This window comes from Veillonella tobetsuensis (assembly GCF_002959935.1).
Classification (GTDB): Bacteria; Bacillota; Negativicutes; order Veillonellales; family Veillonellaceae; genus Veillonella; species Veillonella tobetsuensis.
The window spans coordinates 1-22,053 of record NZ_PPDF01000004.1 but is presented as its reverse complement, the minus strand read 5'-3'; the positions used below and the strand labels follow the sequence as shown (position 1 = coordinate 22,053).

At 38.4% G+C, this 22,053-nt stretch carries 19 protein-coding genes, 1 rRNA gene and 1 pseudogene; 2 read left to right on the top strand and 19 right to left on the bottom strand.

The annotated features are described in order from the left end of the window. Positions 1 to 62 precede the first annotated feature (62 nt). From VTHSUH11_RS01300 to VTHSUH11_RS01265, 8 genes are all read right to left on the bottom strand, one after another. The gene (locus VTHSUH11_RS01300) at positions 63 to 1,211 is read right to left on the bottom strand and encodes an amidohydrolase (RefSeq protein ID WP_105092363.1); all 1,149 of its coding nucleotides are present in this window, start codon (positions 1,209 to 1,211) and stop codon (positions 63 to 65) included. 31 nt (positions 1,212 to 1,242) lie between these two features. Then, a complete protein-coding gene (locus tag VTHSUH11_RS01295; RefSeq protein ID WP_105092362.1) occupies positions 1,243 to 2,181 on the bottom strand; it encodes a S66 peptidase family protein in 939 nt (312 codons plus the stop codon). Positions 2,182 to 2,266: 85 nt separating this feature from the next. Then, positions 2,267 to 3,868 (bottom strand): peptide ABC transporter substrate-binding protein, encoded by a 1,602-nt coding sequence (locus tag VTHSUH11_RS01290; protein WP_105092361.1) that lies wholly within the window; start codon positions 3,866 to 3,868, stop codon positions 2,267 to 2,269. Continuing rightward, complete coding sequence (locus VTHSUH11_RS01285; RefSeq protein WP_244899960.1) at positions 3,865 to 4,683, bottom strand: serine hydrolase; 819 nt, start codon at positions 4,681 to 4,683, stop codon at positions 3,865 to 3,867. The genes VTHSUH11_RS01290 and VTHSUH11_RS01285 overlap by 4 nt, the downstream gene beginning before the upstream one ends. Before the next feature lie 8 nt (positions 4,684 to 4,691). Continuing rightward, positions 4,692 to 5,639, bottom strand: a complete 948-nt coding sequence (locus tag VTHSUH11_RS01280) for an oligopeptide/dipeptide ABC transporter ATP-binding protein (protein ID WP_105092359.1) — start codon at positions 5,637 to 5,639, stop codon at positions 4,692 to 4,694. Then, positions 5,639 to 6,622: an ABC transporter ATP-binding protein gene (locus tag VTHSUH11_RS01275; protein WP_105092358.1), complete on the bottom strand. Its 984-nt coding sequence runs from the start codon at positions 6,620 to 6,622 to the stop codon at positions 5,639 to 5,641. The genes VTHSUH11_RS01280 and VTHSUH11_RS01275 overlap by 1 nt, the downstream gene beginning before the upstream one ends. After that, positions 6,619 to 7,518, bottom strand: a complete 900-nt coding sequence (locus VTHSUH11_RS01270; RefSeq protein WP_059361659.1) for an ABC transporter permease — start codon at positions 7,516 to 7,518, stop codon at positions 6,619 to 6,621. Before VTHSUH11_RS01270 ends, VTHSUH11_RS01275 begins: the two co-directional genes overlap by 4 nt. Further along, positions 7,518 to 8,447: an ABC transporter permease gene (locus tag VTHSUH11_RS01265; protein ID WP_059361658.1), complete on the bottom strand. Its 930-nt coding sequence runs from the start codon at positions 8,445 to 8,447 to the stop codon at positions 7,518 to 7,520. The genes VTHSUH11_RS01270 and VTHSUH11_RS01265 overlap by 1 nt, the downstream gene beginning before the upstream one ends. A 248-nt stretch (positions 8,448 to 8,695) precedes the next feature. On the opposite strand from VTHSUH11_RS01265, the gene VTHSUH11_RS01260 reads away from it, so the two are divergent. Next, the gene (locus tag VTHSUH11_RS01260) at positions 8,696 to 9,532 is read left to right on the top strand and encodes a pyridoxamine kinase (RefSeq protein WP_105092357.1); all 837 of its coding nucleotides are present in this window, start codon (positions 8,696 to 8,698) and stop codon (positions 9,530 to 9,532) included. Positions 9,533 to 9,598: 66 nt separating this feature from the next. After that, on the top strand, positions 9,599 to 10,189 hold the full coding sequence (locus VTHSUH11_RS01255; RefSeq protein ID WP_105092356.1) for a DUF805 domain-containing protein: 591 nt from the start codon (positions 9,599 to 9,601) through the stop codon (positions 10,187 to 10,189). Positions 10,190 to 10,239: 50 nt separating this feature from the next. Here the strand turns inward: VTHSUH11_RS01255 and VTHSUH11_RS01250 are convergent, their stop codons facing one another. From VTHSUH11_RS01250 to rrf, 11 genes and pseudogenes are all read right to left on the bottom strand, one after another. Continuing rightward, positions 10,240 to 11,409, bottom strand: coding sequence for a hypothetical protein (locus VTHSUH11_RS01250; protein ID WP_059361655.1), 1,170 nt, complete (start codon positions 11,407 to 11,409; stop codon positions 10,240 to 10,242). Positions 11,410 to 11,533: 124 nt separating this feature from the next. Beyond that, positions 11,534 to 15,076: a thiol reductant ABC exporter subunit CydD gene (gene cydD / locus VTHSUH11_RS01245; RefSeq protein WP_105092355.1), complete on the bottom strand. Its 3,543-nt coding sequence runs from the start codon at positions 15,074 to 15,076 to the stop codon at positions 11,534 to 11,536. Between the two features lie 123 nt (positions 15,077 to 15,199). Beyond that, positions 15,200 to 16,219 carry a cytochrome d ubiquinol oxidase subunit II gene (gene cydB, locus VTHSUH11_RS01240; protein ID WP_105092354.1) on the bottom strand — a complete coding sequence of 340 codons (1,020 nt, stop codon included), beginning with the start codon at positions 16,217 to 16,219 and terminating at the stop codon, positions 15,200 to 15,202. Then, positions 16,210 to 17,598 (bottom strand): cytochrome ubiquinol oxidase subunit I, encoded by a 1,389-nt coding sequence (locus tag VTHSUH11_RS01235; RefSeq protein WP_105092353.1) that lies wholly within the window; start codon positions 17,596 to 17,598, stop codon positions 16,210 to 16,212. The genes cydB and VTHSUH11_RS01235 overlap by 10 nt, the downstream gene beginning before the upstream one ends. A gap of 57 nt (positions 17,599 to 17,655) precedes the next feature. Next, on the bottom strand, positions 17,656 to 18,108 hold the full coding sequence (locus tag VTHSUH11_RS01230) for an RrF2 family transcriptional regulator (protein WP_059361651.1): 453 nt from the start codon (positions 18,106 to 18,108) through the stop codon (positions 17,656 to 17,658). A gap of 167 nt (positions 18,109 to 18,275) precedes the next feature. Then, positions 18,276 to 19,274: an inorganic phosphate transporter gene (locus VTHSUH11_RS01225; protein ID WP_059361650.1), complete on the bottom strand. Its 999-nt coding sequence runs from the start codon at positions 19,272 to 19,274 to the stop codon at positions 18,276 to 18,278. Continuing rightward, on the bottom strand, positions 19,267 to 19,896 hold the full coding sequence (locus tag VTHSUH11_RS01220) for a DUF47 domain-containing protein (RefSeq protein WP_059361649.1): 630 nt from the start codon (positions 19,894 to 19,896) through the stop codon (positions 19,267 to 19,269). Before VTHSUH11_RS01220 ends, VTHSUH11_RS01225 begins: the two co-directional genes overlap by 8 nt. Before the next feature lie 78 nt (positions 19,897 to 19,974). After that, entirely contained in the window at positions 19,975 to 20,469 is a 495-nt protein-coding gene (locus VTHSUH11_RS01215; protein ID WP_105092352.1) for a MogA/MoaB family molybdenum cofactor biosynthesis protein, read from the bottom strand. Positions 20,470 to 20,477: 8 nt separating this feature from the next. Further along, the gene (locus tag VTHSUH11_RS01210) at positions 20,478 to 21,329 is read right to left on the bottom strand and encodes a polysaccharide deacetylase family protein (RefSeq protein WP_059361647.1); all 852 of its coding nucleotides are present in this window, start codon (positions 21,327 to 21,329) and stop codon (positions 20,478 to 20,480) included. Positions 21,330 to 21,468: 139 nt separating this feature from the next. After that, positions 21,469 to 21,786 (bottom strand): annotated as a pseudogene (locus tag VTHSUH11_RS01205) (ATP-binding cassette domain-containing protein); the annotation flags it as partial. Positions 21,787 to 21,927: 141 nt separating this feature from the next. Then, positions 21,928 to 22,044, bottom strand: a 5S ribosomal RNA gene (rrf, locus tag VTHSUH11_RS01200). Between the last annotated feature and the right edge of the window lie 9 nt (positions 22,045 to 22,053).

Here is a 22,053-nt window from a genome sequence, read left to right as displayed (position 1 = left end):
CGGCTTAGTTCACACTAATTAATATATTTATTGTACCTTGATTACACTAAATATGTCAAAATTTACGCTTCTAATGCTTCCGCATAACGCAAGGCAACAATAGCCATAATCTTAGCCCCCTTAATAGCTTGGTTCAATCCATACTCAGAACCTGCTGCACAAGCAAATTCAGGCGTATGTGCTTCTAGATGATTGCCAATCGTCAATGTCGGTTGAGCCGTTGGCACTTCATAAGAAACATTGCCTACATCCGTGCTGCCATCTGCCTCGTCTGGTGGTAATTGGCGTGGGCTTTCACCAAACTCAGTCATCACCTCATCAAACAAGGATAATAAACGTTCATCTTGCCTCATATCCTTAAATAAAGGTTCATAATGATGCATATCCACGGTAGCACCATAGCTTGTAGCAATACGATTAGCCTCTGCTTTAATAGCTGGTAAAATAATATCTTCTAAATCAGATACAGTAGCGCCACGCACTGTCATTCGTAATGTAGCCTTATCGGTCACTACATTAGGCGCGGTGCCAGCTTGTGTAAAGACAGCGCCTACTATAGCCCCTTTAGGAAAGGTATTAGTTTTCATTTGTTTAATAGATTGATATAGATCAACCGCACAGTCTAATGCATTGATACCAGAATCAGTTAATGATGCAATATGGCAGGATCTACCACGAAAAGTAACCTCTAATGGATGCGTTGCCAATGACGTCCCACCCACTTCATTTTCACCGCCTGGATGTATGATCAAAGCCCCATCATAGCCATTAAATAAGCCTTCTTCAGCCATATATACCTTACCGCCAATTGTTTCCTCTGCAGGACAACCAAAAAAGGTTGTCCCCCATGTCTCGCGTGATGTTTGACTAAAGGCAATAGCGGCCCCCATGCTCATAATAGCAATCAAATTATGACCACAACCGTGACCCAATTCTGGCAAAGCATCATATTCACCTAAAAAAGCTATTTTATGTAAACGATTTGTACCAATATCACATCTCATGGCAGTGCGTAACTCTAAACGTTCTGTTAGACCTACGGTCGTATCAAAACCATTGTCCATCATATATTGACTAATTTTGTCTACAGCCAGTACCTCTTGTTGCCCCAGTTCTGGATTATTATGTAAAAATAGGGAAATCGATTTCAACTCATCTTGCATACCGTCAATTATGGTACACGCTTGAGCCTCCCTTTCCTTTAAATTCATAGATTTTTCCTCATGCATCTTATGATTTATGTTACTTTGTATAAGGCGATAATACAATTGTATTAGAAATATATCGAAAATGAACATGCCCCCCTAGAGGCAATGTTTGATGTGGCGTACCATGCCCCGTTGGTACATAACATACAAATGGATCTGGTAAATGACGCTTGCGATTCTCTTCCATATATCGCAATACTTCATAACCGATGTCATAATCTGCTTCATCCTCATCGCCTTCACAGTCTGTAAAGGTACCAAGCATCAATCCTTTTATGCGGCTTAACAAACCGGATAGTCGCCACTGTTGTAGTATACGATCTAATTTGTATGGAGCTTCGCCTATATCCTCTAAAAATAAAATCGTGTCCTCTATGCTATCATCCTCTAAAAAATAAGGTGTGCCACATAACATGGAAAGCATTGTCATATTGCCGCCACGCAAGATGCCCTCCCCTAATTCTGTACCAATAGCCCCTCTCGGTGGCTCCGGTAATGGCTCAATAACACGCAAACGCCCCTCTAACGCTTCAAATAGATGGGCTATATCCTGCGTCCGTGCCTTTGTAAAATCTACACCCATCGGTCCATGATAGGTAACGAGACGACTATATCGGTTAATAGCCATATGTAATGCTGTACAGTCGCTATAGCCTATAAAAGGTTTTCCGTATTTACGTATAGCATCATAATCAATGCAATCTACGTATCGCATCGTTCCATAGCCACCTCGTAAAGCTAACACCGCATCACAAGGCGCCTTAGTCATCATCCATTCAAATTCTTCCGATTGTTCCTCCGGACTGCCTCCATACAGGCCAGTACGATAACAGGATTCCCCAAATATAATGTTATAACCATGTTCACTACATATCTGTTGTATCGTGTTCAAGGATTCGTCACTGCTACTAGCAGGTGCTATACATCCAATGGTCATTCCCCTTTTTAAACACGTTGGATATTTCCACTCCATAAGCCCTCACAAAATATATCACTATTCACTCAGGTGAATATAAGCATACAAAAAAGACGTACTGTTTGTACGTCTTTAGTGTATCTTATTTATATGCTTTTTTAAAGTCTACTTGACCAAGTACAGTCCAGAAATAATTTTGAATCGTTCCATTAGAAACATATGGTTGCGTTGTAAAATACAACGGCATAACTAAGGACTCATCAAAAATCATTTGTTCCGCCTTATGCATCAACGCATCCCGTCTTGCACCATCTGGAGTGCTACGAATTTGAGCAATTAACTCATTATAATCTTCATTATGGTACTGACTGTCATTATCCTCTGCGGAGAACACTTCCAAGAAGTTTTGTGGATCACCATAATCTGCAACCCAAGATGCACGAGCCACTTGGTATTTACCAGCCTCACGATTAGCAAGGAATACCTTTGTCTCTTGATTTTGCAAGCGCACATCAGCGCCAAATGCTTTGTGCCAAGTTGCTTGAATAGCTTCTGCAATTGCTTTATGCATTTCGCTAGTATTATACAAAATCGTAATTGGTGGTAATGGGTGCTTCGCATCGTAACCAGCCTTTTTTATGAGTTCCTTTGCTTGCTCTACATCTTCATACACAAGATAACTACCGGTTTCACGGAAATCCTCTGTACCATTGCTTTCAAGCATGCCATATGGAACAAATGCATAAGCTTCTTCCTTACCACCTTTTACGATGTTCTTTACAATTTCCTTCCGGTCAATGACCATGGAGAATGCTTTACGTACATCAGGATTGGTAAAAGGTTCTGCTTTCACATTAAATAGGTAATAATAGTTACCAAGCATAGGGCCTATGTGCAATAAACCAGCTTCTTCTAACCGTTGTTGATCTGCTACAGGAGGTTCTACCATCATGTCCGCTTCGCCACCTTCGACAAGGGTGAGGCGTGTACTTTGAGATTCACTAATCGGCCAATTCATCGTTTTTGTTACAACTTCATCAGCATCCCAATAGTGTTCATTTTTTACAAAATTCATTTCCCCATTATGTTGCCAGCCCAATAGCTTAAATGGACCATTAGAAACTAGTGTTTCTGCATCATTAGCCCAATTTTCATTTGCCTCTATAACCTTTTTATTAACAGGGTAATACCCATGAGATGCTAACAATTTTAAGAAATATGCAGTTGGTTGTTCTAAGGTAACCACCAGTGTATCATCATCGATTGCCTCTACACCAACATCATCTCTATCTGCTTTTTCATTATTGAAAGCTTCCCCATTTTTAAGCACATATAACATATATGCACTATCAGCACCGGTGCTTGGATCCAACGTTCTTTTCCAAGCATATTCAAAGTCATGTGCTGTTAAAGGCTCTCCATTCGACCATTTCAAATTAGGTCGTAAATGGAATGTATATCGTGTGCCATCATCTGACACGGTCCAACTCTTAGCTAGTGCAGCCTCTGGTTCGCCTTTATCATCTAAACGAACTAAACCATCGAACAACTGTAACTGAACGGTTGCCTCTGGCGAGGTACTAGACTTAGCCGGATCTAATGTTGATGGTTCTTGCTCCAATACATATCGTATGGTATGCTCATCAACAATCTTAGGCCCACTTGTATACCCAAAGACAAGTAATAGTATACTTGCTCCAAAGGCTAATACCACGAGCTTAAGCAAAGTACGTTTATCCATCATGGTAATGCATCCTCTACAAATTCTTTCATAATGAGCCCCATTTGAGCTCCTAATTGTTTTGCTACATCATTGCGTAAACGGCTCATCAACAATACAAAACAAAAGTCCCCATTCATCGTTTCTATAATACCCGCATCATGCTCAACACAATCTAGTGATCCCGTTTTATGATGGAATACCACATCTTCGCCCCAATGAAATGGCAAAATATCTCTATATTGCTGACGACCTAAAATATTCCACATCTCATGACCATATACGTTCTGACGCAATTCATATATATGGTGTAATAATTTAGCCATATCTAAAGCGGTAATATAGTTTTCCCGATTTTCTTCTACAGCCTTAAAGTCCATCATCATACGATTGATTTCAAAATGCTCTAGTCCTATTTGCTCTGCACGAGCATTAATATATGCCATACCTAATGCCTGAATTAATAAATTAGTGGCCCAATTATCACTGAGTACCATCATTAGTCGGCAAAGTTCTAAATAACTAAAGCTGTGATTACCTACCAATTCCATCAAAGCACCAGCACCTTCAACACGAGGGCTACGGCTCAATGCAATTGTATCATTAATATCTAACTGCTCTTGGGCCGCTAAATGAAATACATATTCTAAAATCAATGTTTTTACCATACTTGCACCAGTATGGATTTGTGTTTCCTTAGAGGAAGCAACTATTGTGGCTTCTTCCCCCTCATTAAGACGCGTCACCATATACGATACTATAGCATCAGAAGGTAACGTTGCTAACAAAGCCGATAATTGTGTTTCTAAGGATTTCCCGACGATTAACTTTTCCATCATTTACCCCATTATATATGCCAACATGCAATTCTTCGATCTGCCCATTTACGAAGTGGTGGTCGTTCTTCAAGACATCTACGATCAACCTCTGGACAACGGTCACTAAATAAGCACCCCTTAGGTGGATGCAATGGGCTTGCCGGTTCACCACGCAATGGCGCCCCGATTGGAGCTCGTGGTACAACTTGTCCTACCATCGTCGTAAGCGCTTTAGAATATGGATGTTGTGGGAACTCATAAATATCAAGAGCAGGCCCCTCTTCCATGACAGCACCTAAGTACATAACCACCATGCGATGACTAATATAACGTACCATTGGTAGATCATGAGAGATAAAGAGGTATGAAATACCATGCAATGCTTGTAAACGCTCCAATAAGGTCATAATTTGCACCTGAATGGACACATCTAATGCAGAAATTGGCTCATCTAGAATAATGCATTTCGGTTGCATAATAAGAGCTCGTGCAATGCCAATTCTTTGACGCTGCCCACCGGAAAGTTCATGAGCATAACGTTCGCCAAAGGCCATATCCAAGCCAACCTGTTCCAACACCTCTTTAACGCGAATGACACGATCACGAGGCATATAATTAGGATTTAACTCTAATGGTTCTTCTAAGATTGTATTAATTTTTAGTCTCGGATTAAGAGATGCATAAGGATTTTGAAATACCATTTGCATCATATCTCTCGTTGTATCTCGTTGTACATAAGGATCAACTTGACGACCATTCATGTAAATAGAACCCGATGTGGCTTGATGAATACCCATCAAAGTATATCCAAATGTAGATTTACCACATCCTGACTCGCCAACAATCCCCAAGGTTTCCCCCTCAGCCTGATAAAGGCTGACCCCTTGTAATGCATGTACCGTTTGTTTCGGTCTAAACAATCCGCCAGAAAGGGTAAAATTTTTAACGAGATTGTCTGTTTCCCAAATATATCCCATTAAAGTCCCTCCAACTTCGCTAACCAACATGTATACTCATGATTATTACCGATATTTGATACCATAGGTATACGCTTTCCACATATGCGCATTGCCCATTTGCAACGCGGATTAAATGCACAGCCCCGCGGAAGATCATATAAATCAGGCGGTTGTCCATCAATAGCCGTCAATTCACCATGCCATTTACCTTGAGGCAAGGACATCAGCAAACCAATTGTATAAGGATGGCGTGGATCATTAAATAAATCCTCAACAGTTGCGGACTCTACACATTTCCCCGCATACATAACCATAACACGGTCACATAATTGTGCTATAACACGTAAGTTATGAGAAATAAATATAATACCTATACCAGCTTCTACAGCTAAGGTCTGCATAAGGCGTAAAATTTGCGCCTCTGTGGTTGTATCCAATGCAGTTGTTGGCTCATCACAAATCAAGATTTTAGGGCGTCCTGCTACAGCCATAGCAATGCATACACGCTGACGCATACCACCGCTCAACTCATGGGGATATTGGGTCAATCGTTTTTCAGGTGTTGATAAGCCCATTTTTTTCAATAAGTCTAAGGCTATAGCCTTTTCATCATAATCATCACCATAAGCATTGCTACGATGAATGACTTCATAAATTTGTTCCCCAATTGTTAAAATTGGATTTAATGCGGTCATAGGATCCTGAAACACCATGGCTACAGTTGTACCACGCATTTCATTCCAATCTTCTTCCTCATATTCTTGACAATTTTCACCATCAATTTCAAATTTTTCTGATTTTATTTTAGTTCGACCTTCCGGTAATAATCCCATCAAAGAATTAACCATAACCGATTTACCGCATCCAGATTCACCTACAACACCTAGAATTTCACCTTTTCTAAGCATAATATCTTGATTGCGAATCACCCGCAAAGGTCCTCTAAATGTATCAATAGTAATGGATAGATTACGCACATCTACTAATATATCGTTCATCATCTATCCCCTTCCTTTGGATCAAATACATTGCGCAAACCATCCCCTAAGAATACGAATCCAAGCATAGTAATGCTAATTGCCAATGCTGGGAAAATCAATTGGAATGGATATGATCTCATACTGCTAATTCCATCAGATGCCAAAACGCCCCAACTAGCCATCGGTGCATTTACGCCAAGGCCAATGAAACTCAAAAAAGCTTCTGTAAAAATAGCATCGGGAATGGCCAATGTTAGTGTAATAATAATAGGTCCCACACAGTTTGGCAAAATGTGGCGCCACAAAATACGCCATTTAGGAATCCCCATGGTCTCTGCGGCAATAATATATTCTTCTTCTCGAACTTTCACAATTTGACTGCGCACAATACGAGCCATATTAAGCCAGTATGCAATACCTAATGCAATAAAAATCGACGTTAAGCCAGGCCCAATGACAACCATTAACAAAATAACGTAGAGCAACAATGGAATGCCATATAATACATCTACAATAGCCATCATAATACGATCGACTTTGCCGCCAAAATACCCTGCAATACCGCCATAAACAACACCAATCACCAGGTTTAATAGTGCTGCTACAATACCAATTGTTAAAGAAATACGCGCACCATACATAACGCGAGTATATATGTCACGTCCCAACGTATCGGTACCAAACCAATGTGATAAACTCGGACTTTGATTAGCATCAATCAAAGATTGATCTGCGTAAGTATATGGTGAGATTATAGGGCCCAAGATAGCCAGTACGATCATAACAGCAATAATCCCTGCACCAATTACAGCTAAGCGGTTTACCTTAAATCGTTGCCACCAATTAGGTCTCACAATAAAGGACGATTCTCGAATATGCGTATCGCGTTCAATAGGTAAAAAATCTTCTCTATCCATTACGCACGCTCCTTCTCTGTTGTTACCCGAGGATCGATAATCGGATAAATCATATCAACTATAATATTTAATACTACTATTAATGTACTATAAAATACGGTAACACCAAGAATAACAGTGTAATCACGATTATAAATAGATGTTACAAAATATTGACCTAAGCCAGGAATGGCAAAAATGGTTTCAACAATGAAACTGCCTGTTAAAAGGCCTGCTGCCAATGGTCCAATATAGGTGATGACAGGTAAAATAGCATTTCCCAAAGCATGGCTAAATAAAATAGTCCATGAACCAAGCCCTTTAGCACGAGCGGTACGTATATATTCCTGTTGATATACATCAAGCAGCCCACTACGTGTTAATCGTGCAATAAAAGCCATAGGCTGAGCCGCTAATGTAAGTACTGGTAAAATCATGTACGATGGTCCACGCCATAACGCCACGGGTAATAAACCCATTTCAAAGCCCACTACATACACCAAAACTGCACCTATGATAAATGTTGGTACAGAAATGCCTAATGTGGAAATAAATGTAATCGCATAATCAATCATTCCATTAGGCCTCATAGCACTAATAGCACCTGCCGCAATGCCACCAACAACAGCTACACACAGTGCAAGTAAACCTAATTGAGCGGAAATAGGGAATGCTTCACCAATGATGTCATTAACAGAACGACCTTCATACTTATAAGATGGACCTAAATCACCAGTAACAATACTGCCAATATAATCAGTATATTGTTTCCATAATGGATCGTCCAAATGATACTTTGCCTCTATACTTGCTTTTACTTGAGGTGGTAATTTTTTCTCACTTGTGAAAGGTCCACCAGGTATAGCATGCATTAAAACGAAGGTAATACTGATAATTACCCATAGTATTACGAGAGCGCTACCTATGCGCCGTAAAACATACCTCGCCATTCTAATCTCCTCCATACAATAAAATTTCTATTTTATTATACTATATTTTGTATCAAAATTTAAAGGTGAATCACAATTATTGTAATAAAAATTTTATTTTTTATTTATTTCTTTTACATTTCATCTATTTGATACTCATCTATTCTTCACATTATATCATGTAAAAATAGTGCTTTCTATAATACCTCTTGATTTACAGGTTTTAAGGAATACAGTACAATACAAGCATACTATATTGGGAGGTTTCTATGACAACAATACCAAGAATATTAACAATACAAGATATGAGCTCCATTGGCCGTTGCTCTTTAACAGTAATGTTACCTATCATCAGCGCACTTCAATGCCAAGCTGTACCTTTGGCAACAGCCGTATTGAGTAATCATTTAGAATATCCATATTTTGAAATTGTCGATTTATCAGATCATCTAACGGCCTTTATGGATTGTTGGGAAAAAAATAACATCGATTTTAACGCTATTGTCAGTGGTTTTTTAGCCTCACCTGAACAAATCTATCTCGTAGAGGAAGCAATTAATCGATTTGGCAAAGATAAAATGGTAATTGTCGATCCTGCTATGGCAGATGATGGGCGGCTCTACTCCATTTACACACCAGAAATGGTGAAAGCCATGCGTCATCTTATTTCTAGAGCCTATATCGTTAAACCAAATTATACCGAAGCCTGCTTTTTATTAGATAAACCATATTCTACAAATCCTATTTCAAATGATGAATTACAGGATATGTGTAGAAAACTTTATCAATTAGGACCAGAACTGGTCATCATGACCAGCGTTCCATCTGAAACACATGCTACCATTGCAGTCTACGAGGGAACCATTGATAAAGTATCAACCTACTCTATTCCCCTTATCCCTGTAAAAGCAACAGGAACTGGTGATATTTTTACATCTGTCCTATCTGGAGCCATTATGCGAGGCTATTCTGTACACGAAGCAGCTCAATTAGCTATGAACTTTACAACAAAATCAATTCAAGCTACGGTGGATACTGTAAAATCTATGAAGCATGGCATAGCTTTTGAACTAGTATTACCAGAATTAACTAAATTGTCCAAATAGGCCGTTCATGATATACTAAAACACATAGAAAATATACTATATGTTTATTTTTAAAAAGGGGATTTCATGGATTTATTATATCCAGTTCTACGAACTGTACTAATTTGCTTAGTAGGTTTTGGCATAGCTTATCAGGGAAGACGCATGGGCTATACTATATTTAATCTATATGGGCGATTTAATAGACTACAATTTTTTATACTCTTTATGGGATTAATGGGACTTTTCTATGCCGTAGACGTCATCGAAGCTCGTTTATTTGACTATATCGTTACACTCCCAGCATATTGGGCTACACGTATCTTGATAGGATTACTTCAAGCACTGCTCTTTCCACTTGGTTGTGTCCTATTCACAAGACGTATCCACGATATTGGCTTTAATGGCTGGGCAGGTATCTTATGGGCTTCCATTATCATTTTTATCAATACCTATATAGCCGTATCGCCATTAAACTATTTATTAGACCTATTTGTATGGATTATTGGATTCCTATTCTGGGTTTTACCAGGTCAACCGGAACCGAATAAATACGGATACCCTCCATTCATGCATCAAGAACCATTACATTCGCAAGAGCACTTTGAACCGCAACCACCAACTCCCGCCGAACAAGAGGTGAGAAAAAAGGTTCGTAAACGACGTAAAAAACGATAACACAAAAGGCTGAGCCTCTGGGCTCAGCCTTTTCGTTTTGCATTATATAGTTAGTTCATCAACAACATTAATTCAATTAATGTACAACCGATATAGGCAATAATAAACTTAACCTTTTGCTTTCTAGCACGATCATCATCAGCAATTTTCAAACGATTAGCAAGAAAACGTTTATCCCGTATTTGTAATAATAATTGCTTAATCCGTTCCTGACTTTGAGACGCCACACATTCATCACAATCTGTTGTCAAAGAAGCTTGCTGCATAAAAATCCTACGATGCAACTTACGCAACTGAATTTTAATATTATTATGTACAAATGCACTTTGCCATTGTTTTCGAGAATCCACATACATATACACATATCTCGGAATATTCATCACCAAGAAGGATATGATAAAAATCCCTAAAGAGATTAAGAAATACGTAGAAAATGAAAACTCTAAGGTTTCTGTAGGCAAATAGTGATGAAGAATAAGAAATGTAATCCATACGCCAATTGGCAGCAATAGTACCGCTGCAATATCAATAGATCTAACCCAACTTGTACGGGTAGGCACATCAGGAACAGTAAACGTATCTACCGGGTCATGAAATGCATAATAGTCTAATTGCAATACAGACTGACCTGTTTTAGGATTCCCTAATAGAATAGGGCCTCCACTCCCTACATGACGTTCAGGTAATGGAATAAATTTCTTAATTCTAGAAGTAGGAACTAAATCAAATTGAATAATTCCTTTTTTTTCAAACCGTACGGTTGACCCCTGATTGCCCATAGCAATAGGATTAAAAAAGATGCCAAATAAACTGAGGCACCAATTGCCTAAAAGGTGGAGAATCGAGTTTAAAATAAACCCACCTGTATCTATATTAGCGGTATCTAACCGTATAGCAAAGGAAGATGAATAGTCATCAAACCACACATCTTCAATGGTAAATTCCACATTAATCACATTCCCCCATTTTGTAATAATGGAGAGGAACACTTGATTATTAGGTTCAAATTCAAAGGTTACAGAATATAATAACCAGTGATTTCGAAGCGCAGCACGGAGCATTCGATTAACCATATCTTCTTCAATATAAAGAATACGATGATCAAATAATTCTCGCTCCACAGGTGCAGTTATAAGCGTTGTATCCTGTTCAATAATAGGCGAACGTTCATTTAATGCGTCATCCACCAAAGCTCGTAACTTGGTGAAGATTTTTGTCATAGTCGCTCCAATTTATGCACACTACACATTAATTATATCCCTTAAACAGTATAATTATATCATAAAATACACATTTTATCGAGATTGATACATAGATACAAATCAAATTCTCTTCAAACAACACTTAAACACTTGCCATAGTCAGTCTACAATATTCGTAGAAATGCCCTTTCAATGCAATTAATTCAGCAAAGGTACCATCCTCTACAATTTGGCCTTTTTCCATAAATATAATGCGATCCATCAATTCTAACCCTTCCAACTGATGGGTAATATATAAAACGGTCTTTTCTTTTGTGAATGTAATAATATCATTATGTAACTTTCGTTTCGTTACTTGATCCAATCCTTCCAATGGTTCATCGAGGAGTACAAACTCAGGATTTCTCAAAAATAATCGAGCTAACGCAACACGCTGACGCTCGCCACCACTAAGACCAATACCACCGCTACCAACAACGGTTTTTAAGCCATTAGGCAAACGATTAACTACGTCCTCCAATGCCGCACGTTCTACAACAGTCCGAACCTCTTCCAAATTAGCTTTGGGATTGGCAAGGCGAATATTATCCTCTAGTGTAGCATGAAAAATATAGGTATCTTGTGTAATAGAACCCATTCTATTACGCCAAGAATCAACGGATACATGCTTTAATTCATCCTCACCGATAGTAATGCGCCCATTATAATCATATAATCGCTCCAATAGAGAAAATAGTGTTGTTTTTCCTGAACCACTAGCACCAACAATAGCTATGGTTTGACCTTTTTCTATACTCAATGTTAGGTCCTTATAGATAGGCAAAATACCATCATAACTAAAGTTAACATCCATAAAAGCAACATCTTTCATAGAGTCAACCGCAATATGACCTTCATCTCTTACAGGTATTGGAGTATTCTTAATCTGTAAAAGGCGTCGCACAGCTACTAAACTTTCATAACCATGATGAAAGGATACAATCATAGGCTGTAACGCTTCAAACCAAGCCTGTATGCCTATTGCGCATACTACAACCATAACACTCGCCCACGGCCCCGATAGGACCTCACTGGCCAATATAGCAGCCATAATAACTACTATTTGTACAATTCCAAGAAACATGGTAGTCCCTAGATTCATGCCCTTTGAAATACGATGCTTATGATATTCTACATCATCAATAGCCGCACGCATTCGATTCATAATGAGAGATTCATTACGATAGCTGATGATATCCTCCATGCTTTCTAAGGCATCACTTAAAGTTGCTTTAAAGCGCCCTTGAACCTGACTAATAGAGTCTAATGATGAGCGATGGTACCGATAAACTGCATACGGTATAACAATACCGGTCACCAATGCAGCGGTCCATACGAGGACAGATACCCTAGCATCTACAAGACTAACACCATAGGATACCAATATGGTCAAAAGAATCGCTGCCACGGGAGGGATTAATGTGCGCAAATAAAAAAACTGTAGTACTTCAATATCCGCCATTATACGTCCTAACATATCACCAGCCCCCCAACGGTGAAAGATAGCAGGTGCTAATGGTTCTAAATATTTGTAAAACCATACACGCAATCCATACAATCCTTGAAAGGCCATTCTATGAGATGTGTATCGCTCAAAATAACGACATACGGCTCTGCTAATTCCAAAAAATCGAACCCCTACGATAGCAAGACTCAAATATGTAATCCCAGGTTGTAATGCAGCAGATGCAAGAAGCCACGAAGATACACTTAATAATCCAACATTCATAAATACAGTTAAAAAAGTGAATATCAGCGCAAGTACTAAAGACCATCTTGCAGGCTTTAACACGGAGAACAATAATTTCCAAGCTTCTATATCATTATTAGTAGGCTGATTAGCACCATCCAGTTCTGTTAGATGTTTTATACTAATACGTTCTGGCTCAACAGTTTCAGAGCGTTTCAAAGTATCAGCTAGGCCCTCATTCGCATCCATTACGAAGGCCCCTGTACCAGCCTCTACAAGTGCTTTGAAATATCCATTGTAAGCTAGTAATTCTTCATAGGTTCCATGCTCAATAATCTTTCCTAATCGCAATACATATAGTTTAGAAGCCCATTGCATCGTTTGAATGCGATGACCTACAAGAATAACGATTTTATCCTTCATCAATCGTTGCAAAGCGCGACTAATTTGAGACTCCGTTTTTACATCTAAATGAGATGTCACTTCGTCTAATATGAGAACTTGACCACCATGTAAAAAAGCACGTGCCAATGCAATCCGTTGTAGCTCGCCCCCACTAAGACCTATACCGCCTTCACCAATGACAAAATCTAAACCTTTTTCATGAATTACATCTTGTAATTCAGCTAGATGGGAGGCCGCTAGAATATCCTCATCACTTACGGCTTGCCCAAAAGCAATATTATCTCGCAATGTACCATTCATAACATGTGGCTTTTGAGAAACATAAGTAACCTGTGCACGCCACCAATCCATGGAACATGTGGAAAGATCCGTGTCATTAATATATACACTATGAGGTGGCGCTTCTAAAAAGGCGCCTATAATATGTGCAATAGTTGATTTCCCAGCACCACTTTCACCAACAAGCATAATAGGTTTATTTCGATGTACCTCTAATTCGATATGTCTAACCCCATTATTCGTTCCCTTATAAGTATAAGTAAGATTCTGTACAGAAATGGTATGAATATTTTCATTTACAACTTGAGTCCCCCCTTTTGGTAAGGTAAGAGGTAAATTCATAAAAGCGTCAAATTTAGCAAGTGCTGTTTTACCTGACATTCCTGTATGAAAGGCTGCGCCCAGTTGTCTAAAAGGAGTATAAAACTCAGGTGCTAATAGTAAAATGAAAAAGGCCGAAAAGAAATTTAAGCCCCCTTCTAATAATGTTAAACCAAGTGAAACAGCAATAATTGCCGTACTGATGGTACTTACTAATTCCAATACAAGAGCAGATAAAAACGCTACCCGTAATACACGTAATGTAGAGTCTTTAAATTCATTGGATAAGCGACTAATGACCTGTATTTGATCCTTGGCACGACCAAATACTTTTAATGTAGTAATCCCTTTCAACACATCTAAAAAATGACCTGATAATAAACTCATCCGTTCCCATTGTTCTTGATTCATCTTCTCCGCTTGTTTACCAATAAGAATCATAAACAGCGGAATTAATGGTACTGTACCAACAAGGATGGCCCCAATAGTAGGCATTGTATCGATAATAGCAATCCCCATAACGAGAGGCGTAATAATTGCATATAACATTTGTGGAATATAGTTAGATACATATGCATCTATTTGCTCTAAACCATCAGTAATGAGGTGAATCATATCCCCTTGTGATTCACCACGCTGCGTACCTAGCTTAAAAAGACGATTAAGCGCCTCTTTTCTCAAAATAGATTTTACAGTATGTCCTAAACTAGAAGATAAATACTCCTGCAAATATGAAAAAACTAATCGTAATACAATCATTATTGAAAGCCATATAACGGTATATGTTTCATCCACCAACGAGTGATCAAGAAATATAAAATTATTAATCAATATAGCAAAAAACCAAGCTTGTCCTACTATGGTGAGACTTTGTAAGATACTAGTGATAATAAGTGCCAACAATACACTCTTTTTTCCCTTAATGACCCGAAGTGCCGTTTTTTGTATCATGTCTATCCCCTTTAAATCTAATTTTATCAATATTACATTCATCTTACCATAAAAATGAGGCGTGCCGCTATAGCACGCCTCATAAAAGGAGTCATACTTTCACTAATTGTAAAAGTATTCGTATTAATAATGTAAGTCTTTTTCCGTTACACGGTGACGGAAAATCCAATATACCCAGATTTGGTATGCCAAAACGATTGGCACGAATACAGCTGCAACAGCAGTCATCAAAGCTAATGTATATTCAGAGGAAGACGTATTTGTAATCGTCAAGCTCCAAGCTGGGTTCAAGGAAGAAACCATGATACGTGGGAATAGCCCTGCGAAGTATGTTGCAGTAATCAAGATAATGGAAAGGGAGCTAAATAGGAAACCCCATTTTGTATTACGAGTACGTGTTGCGCCCCAAGAAATTAGGAAGCATACAACAGCAAGTGCACAGAAAACAATGGCTAAAGTAGAATTGTACAAATCAGTGCATACATAAGATGTAATAATCAATGCAATCACACCAATTGCTGTAGGTACACCAGTCACAAGAGCTGCTGCACGAGCACGTTCAGATACAGGGCCAGCTGTTTTCAAGGATGTAAACAAGCCACCATGGTATGTAAATACCAAAATGAAGGCTACACCACATAATACAGTGTAAGGGCTAAGCAAATCCCAGAATGTACCAACATAAGTCATTGTTTCATCAATAGGAGTACCTTGAATCAAGTTACCTACTGTTACGCCCCACAATAATGCAGGTACGATGGAACCGATGAAAATACAGTAATCAAATACTTTACGCCATGTGCGATTTGGGCTCTTAGAACGGAATTCAAAGGCAACGCCACGCATAATAAGTACAGCAAGCATCAAGAACAATGCCATGTAGAAACCACTAAATAATGTAGCATATACATGTGGGAAGGATGCAAATAATGCACCACCAGCAGTAATCATCCATACTTCATTACCATCCCAAATAGGACCTAATGCATTAATCATTTGACGACGTTCAACGTCAGTTTTACCAATGACTGGTAGAAGAATACCCGTACCATAGTCAAAGCCTTCTAATAAGAAGAAACCTGCGAACAATACACAAAGCAAGATGAACCAGATCACATTAAGGTTATTCATAATTAGTTCCATAATCTTGCCTCCTCTTTTTCTTCTACATGATAAATTGTTTGACCATCAGGACCTTTTTTGATGTGTTCTACAGCTAAATAAATCGCTGCAATCGCTGCTAAGATATAAATAACTGTGAAACCAATGATAGTGGTCAAAATTTCAGGTGCTGTAACAGATTTAGAAGCACCAGAAGCAGTCAATTGTAAACCATATACAAGCCATGGTTGACGACCGGCTTCAGCTACAAACCAACCTGTGGATTGTGCGATATAAGGCAATGGTAACATCCAGAAAATAACCTTTAAGAATGTTTTATTTTCTACAAGTTTGTCTTTAGCGTTTAACACTAAGCCAAGGAATGCTACTAACAACATAATAGAACCAGTTGCTACCATGATGCGGAATGTCCAGAAAATACTAGGTACATCTGGAATATAATTACCAGGACCATATTGAGCTTCGGATTTAGCTTGTAAATCTTTAATACCTTCTACCTTACCAGATGTAAAGGAATTTTGTGTTAAGAAGGATAAACCACCAGGAATTTCAATAGCACCTGTATTTTTTTGTGCTTTTGTATCAATATTCGCTACTAAAGAGAATGGAGCTGGATCTTGAGTTTCCCAAAGTGCTTCCATAGCAGCCATCTTCATAGGTTGTTCTTTAGTAATGTATTGACCTTGGTGATGGCCGGCTAAAGCGCCTAAAGTACCAGCAATTAAGGTAATTACCATCCCCCATTTTACAGAGGTTTTATAGAAATCAACATTGCTCTTACGAATCAAGTGCCATGCGCTGATAGCCATAATAATGACACCTGCTGTCATGGAACCATTTAATACAATATGAGCAAATTGACCAGGTACATAACCATTAGAAACGATAGCTAAGAAGTTATCCATTTCTGCACGGCCATTACGGATTACATAGCCTACAGGATGTTGCATAAAAGAATTTGCTACAAGAATCCAGAATGCGGATAAATTAGTACCTAATGCAACAAGTGTAGCCACAAGTGCATGTGTTTTTTTGGATAAACGATCCCAACCGAAAATCCAAACGCCCATAAATGTAGATTCCAAGAAAAATGCCATTAATGCTTCAAGGGCAAGTGGGGCACCAAAAATATCACCCATAAAACGAGAATATTCAGCCCAGTTCATACCAAAATGGAACTCTTGAACGATACCTGTTACTACACCCATAGCAAAGTTAATTAAGAATAATTTACCCCAGAATTTTGCCATTTTTTTGTAAACTTCTTTACCGGTGCTTACATAGGTCCATTCTAAAATAGCTACGATAACCGTCATCCCCAATGTAAACGGTACAAATAGCCAGTGATAGATAGATGTTAGCGCGAACTGTAATCGTGCTAAATCCAGTGCTTCAAACATGTCTTTTCCTCCTTAGAATTGACTCAAAAATATACACTTGATGAATGTCTTACATCATTACGCATGAGATACATAAGGATTTATGGTCTCTAAAATCTCTTTTTCTCGTGCAGCTAATTTATCAAAAGTTACACTTGTCATCTGTTTCACAAGTTCAGCTTGAATAACAGACATGGCTTCATTAACTGCACACTGGCCCATACATGCTTTAGAGCAAGAACCAACATCATACAAACAACGTTGTAAATACGTATCCCCCTCAACGGCTCTAATCACATCGAGCATGGAAATATCTTTAGGCTCACGATTTAATGCAAATCCACCATCCACCCCGCGGAATGATTTCATGATTCCTGCGGCAATTAGGCTGCGCATTATTTTAAGCAAAAAACGTTCTGGGATCATTTCTTGCTCAGCCAATACACCGCCTGTCACCTTCTGTCCAGATGGTAACATTGCCATGTGTAAAATCATGCGAAACGCATAGTCCGTGGCTTGATTTAGTTTCATAAGCACTCCTTTTCCAAAACAACGTCTACGTATTACCACTTTTAGTATATACGATACAAAACAATACTGCAATGGTATTGTTTTGTAAAAAAGTAAATTTTATCACAAAAAAGGACCATTAGTATATTACTAATAGTCCTTCTCATTTATATATGTAGTTTATAAAATCATCCAAAAAGTAGATGCCCTATTTCATAAGCAATTGCTGCAACAATACCAGATAATGGAATTGTTACAAACCACGCCAATACCATAGATCTTGCTACCCCCCAGTTAACAGCTTTCAAACGTTTAGAGGAACCAACGCCTAGCAAGGAACCACTTACAACGTGTGTAGTACTTACAGGTAAATGTAAGAATGTAGCTGTAAAAATAGTGATGGCAGAGTTTAAGTCAGCAGCGAAACCATTAATAGTTTCCAATTTGAAAATTTTAGTCCCCATAGTAGAGATGATTTTCCAACCGCCTACTGCTGTCCCCATGGCCATAGCCGTAGCACAACAAAGTTTAACCCATAATGGTACATCTAATGTATCGATAAAGCCACCGCTAAGTAATGTTAAGGTAATAATCCCCATCGCCTTTTGCGCATCATTAGAACCATGAGAAAAGGCCATCATGATGGCAGATACAATTTGCATGGATCTAAATCGATCATTCAATGTAATTGGAGAAAATCTACCAAAGATAAGCAACAATACTTTCATCACAATATAGCCACCAATCATGGCTACAATGGGAGATAAAATGAGGGATAAGAAGATTTTTAAGATACCAGCCTCATTTAACGCATCAAAGCCTACAGACCAACCTACGGCACCGATGATACCACCGATAAGTGCATGGGATGAGGAACTAGGAATTCCCCAATACCAGGTTAAAAGGTTCCACGTTATAGCACCTATAAGGGCTGCAGAAATGATACCACTATTGATTAGAGATGCAGACATGACGATGTCACCACCGATAGTCTTAGCAACACCAGTACTAACCATGGCCCCCAAGAAATTGAGTGCCGCAGTCATCATAATTGCCTTTTTAGGCTCAATAGCACGGGTCGAAACAGATGTAGCAATGGCGTTCGCCGTATCGTGGAAGCCATTGATGTAGTCAAATGCTAGGGCTAGAAATACGACTAGCCAAACTAAGTAATGTGACTCAAGCATACTTCAATACTACCCGGCGGAATGTACCAACCAAATCTTCGCAACCATCGATTACATCCTCCATGGCGCTAAGGATTTCCTTCCATTTGATAATTTCAATAGGATCTGTACACTCAGTAAAGAGTTTAGCCATTTCTTCGTGGTAAATATTATCCGCTTCAGACTCAAGTTTCAACACTTGGTGTACACGGCCTTCTACCTTTACATGGTCCTTTTTAAGGCTACCCATATAACCAATAGATTTATTAATATGCTTAACGCATTTAACAACGATTTCACTCATGCGAATGGCACCATCACTAGGTTTACCTACATGATACATAACCATTTTATCCATGATTTCTTTGATATTATCAAGTGTTGTATCTAATTGATCAATCAACAATTGGATATCTTCACGGTCCATCGGTGTAATGAATGTTTTACGCAAACGATCAACCGTTTCATTAACTAATTCATCCGCAGCTTTTTCCTTTGTATCAATTTCCAAGAATGCTTCTTCTTTAGAAACTTCGCCTTTGAAAACGCGTTCCATCATTTCCGCACTTTCATAGGTAAGTTCAGCATGATTTTCTAAAATACTAAAAAACTTTTCTTCTTTTCCTTTTAATTTAAAAGCCATGGAGATCCTCCTGATACAGTACTGTTAGCCTCTATAATTATAATACAATTATAGCATAGTAAATCAGTGCGTGCCTATCTATTTATTGATTTCTCGCACCAAATGAGGCATTTCTGGAATAATTAATTTACTCATGCCAAGAGTAACAGCTCCCACCGAACCAGGAATAGAAAAAATTAATGTATTCGAATTTACACCTGCCTCTGCACGAGATGCAATAGCTTTGGTACCAATATCCTCCGTAAAAGAAAGGTATCTAAAAATTTCGCCAAAACCTGGTATTGATTTTTCAAATAAAGAATTTACGGCCTCAATAGTTACATCACGCATCGCAATTCCTGTGCCACCTGTTGAAATGACTACGTCAATTTCTTCATCATTGCACCAAGGAATAATAGCCTTACGAATTTCATCATAATCATCAATTACAATTTTACGAACTACTACATTATGATTTGCAGCTTCTAGTAATTCTTGAACCTTATTTCCACCCTTGTCAGTTTCCATTGTTCGTGTATCAGAAACGGTTAATACCGCCACGTTCAGTGGTCTTTCTATAATTTCTTGAGACATATATCCTCCTAGAATAATAGCATCAAATTAGCCAATGTCGTAAATCCATTATCGCGTAATGTATCGCGCAATTGCCATGTATAGGCGATAAATGGTGCGCAATGAAGGCGTAACCAAAATGATAAATATGGTGTATCACCTTGAAAAATGGCTAATCTTGGTAATGCATAGAGATTATCACTTGGCTTTACTGTTCCCGGTGTCACTGTGAAAGCCATTTTAAATCCACTTTCACTAGTTATACGTTGAATTTCAGCATTATTAAAGCCCCCTGGATAAGCCAAATACTTAATAGGTTTTCCCATAAAACCTTCCAGTGTATCCTTACCACCTTTAATTTCATCTACCCAGGTGGATGGATCTACAAAAGTTAACATCCGATGATGGTTAGTATGACTTTCTACAGTAAAGCCATGGGCATTCATAACTTGTAATTGATTTGCAGATACAAATCGGTCTGTATTAATAGCATCACTAATCATAAAAATAGTAGCTTGCATATTGTAGGACTGTAAAATTGGTAACACATCCTCATAATTGTCTATATAACCATCATCAAAGGTAATAACAATTGGTTTTTCTGGTAATTCTTTTCCTTCAGTTATATACGCATATAAATCATCTAAGCTAATCGTATGATATCCTTCTTTATGTAAATATTCCATTTGCTTAGTAAATTCAGCAACATCAAGTGTCAATGCAGAATGATACTTGTCATTTACTTGGTGATAATTTAAAACAGGAACACCATAGATTTTGTAATTTGATGACAAACAATACATACTTCCTAACGTAATAAATAGCACCGCTATACAAGCGATAATTACATATAATATACGTTTACATACGACTAACAGCATAATTAAGAACCTTCTTACTTCATTTAACATTTATATTTCATACTCTTTGAGAATAACATACTCAACCTTTTGTTTCAATAAAAATCCCCTTATAGGTCATTCAAAATTTATATAAATAGCCTATAAGGGGATTCATTAATTATGTATTCAAGAAATCTTCGCTAAGCCCTACTAGCTCAAGTAGCTTAATGCATTCTGCATTAACATCAATGGTCTCACCAGTGCGACGTTTTAATACAATAAACGATTCATTGATAATATCGCGTACTGTAAAACGCGTATTCACAGAGGTCGTGTAATCTTGGAATACTACGGCCAAAGTACCTGATTCTAAAGCGTCTTTACTATTATATAAATCAAGACCATCAATCTCCATTGAACCTTTAAAGGGCTTTAACAAGGAGCACATAACAGGGCCCAATGTACTTTTACCACTACCAGACTCACCGAGAATACCGAGGCATTTCCCTTATTCAATACGATAACCTCATCAGCAATATGAGAAATAACACTCACATCATGAGTAATGTAGGCTTAGCTAGTCGAAGACTAGCAAAAAGAAAAAGGCCTACCTTTAGGTAGACCTTTTCTTTTAGTCAATCAGCGACTTCCTATCCTCCCAGGCCGTCTCCAGCCAAGTACTTTCGGCGTTTATGAGCTTAACTACTGTGTTCGAGATGGGAACAGGTGGACCCTCATAGCTATCGCCACTGAATCTGTCAGA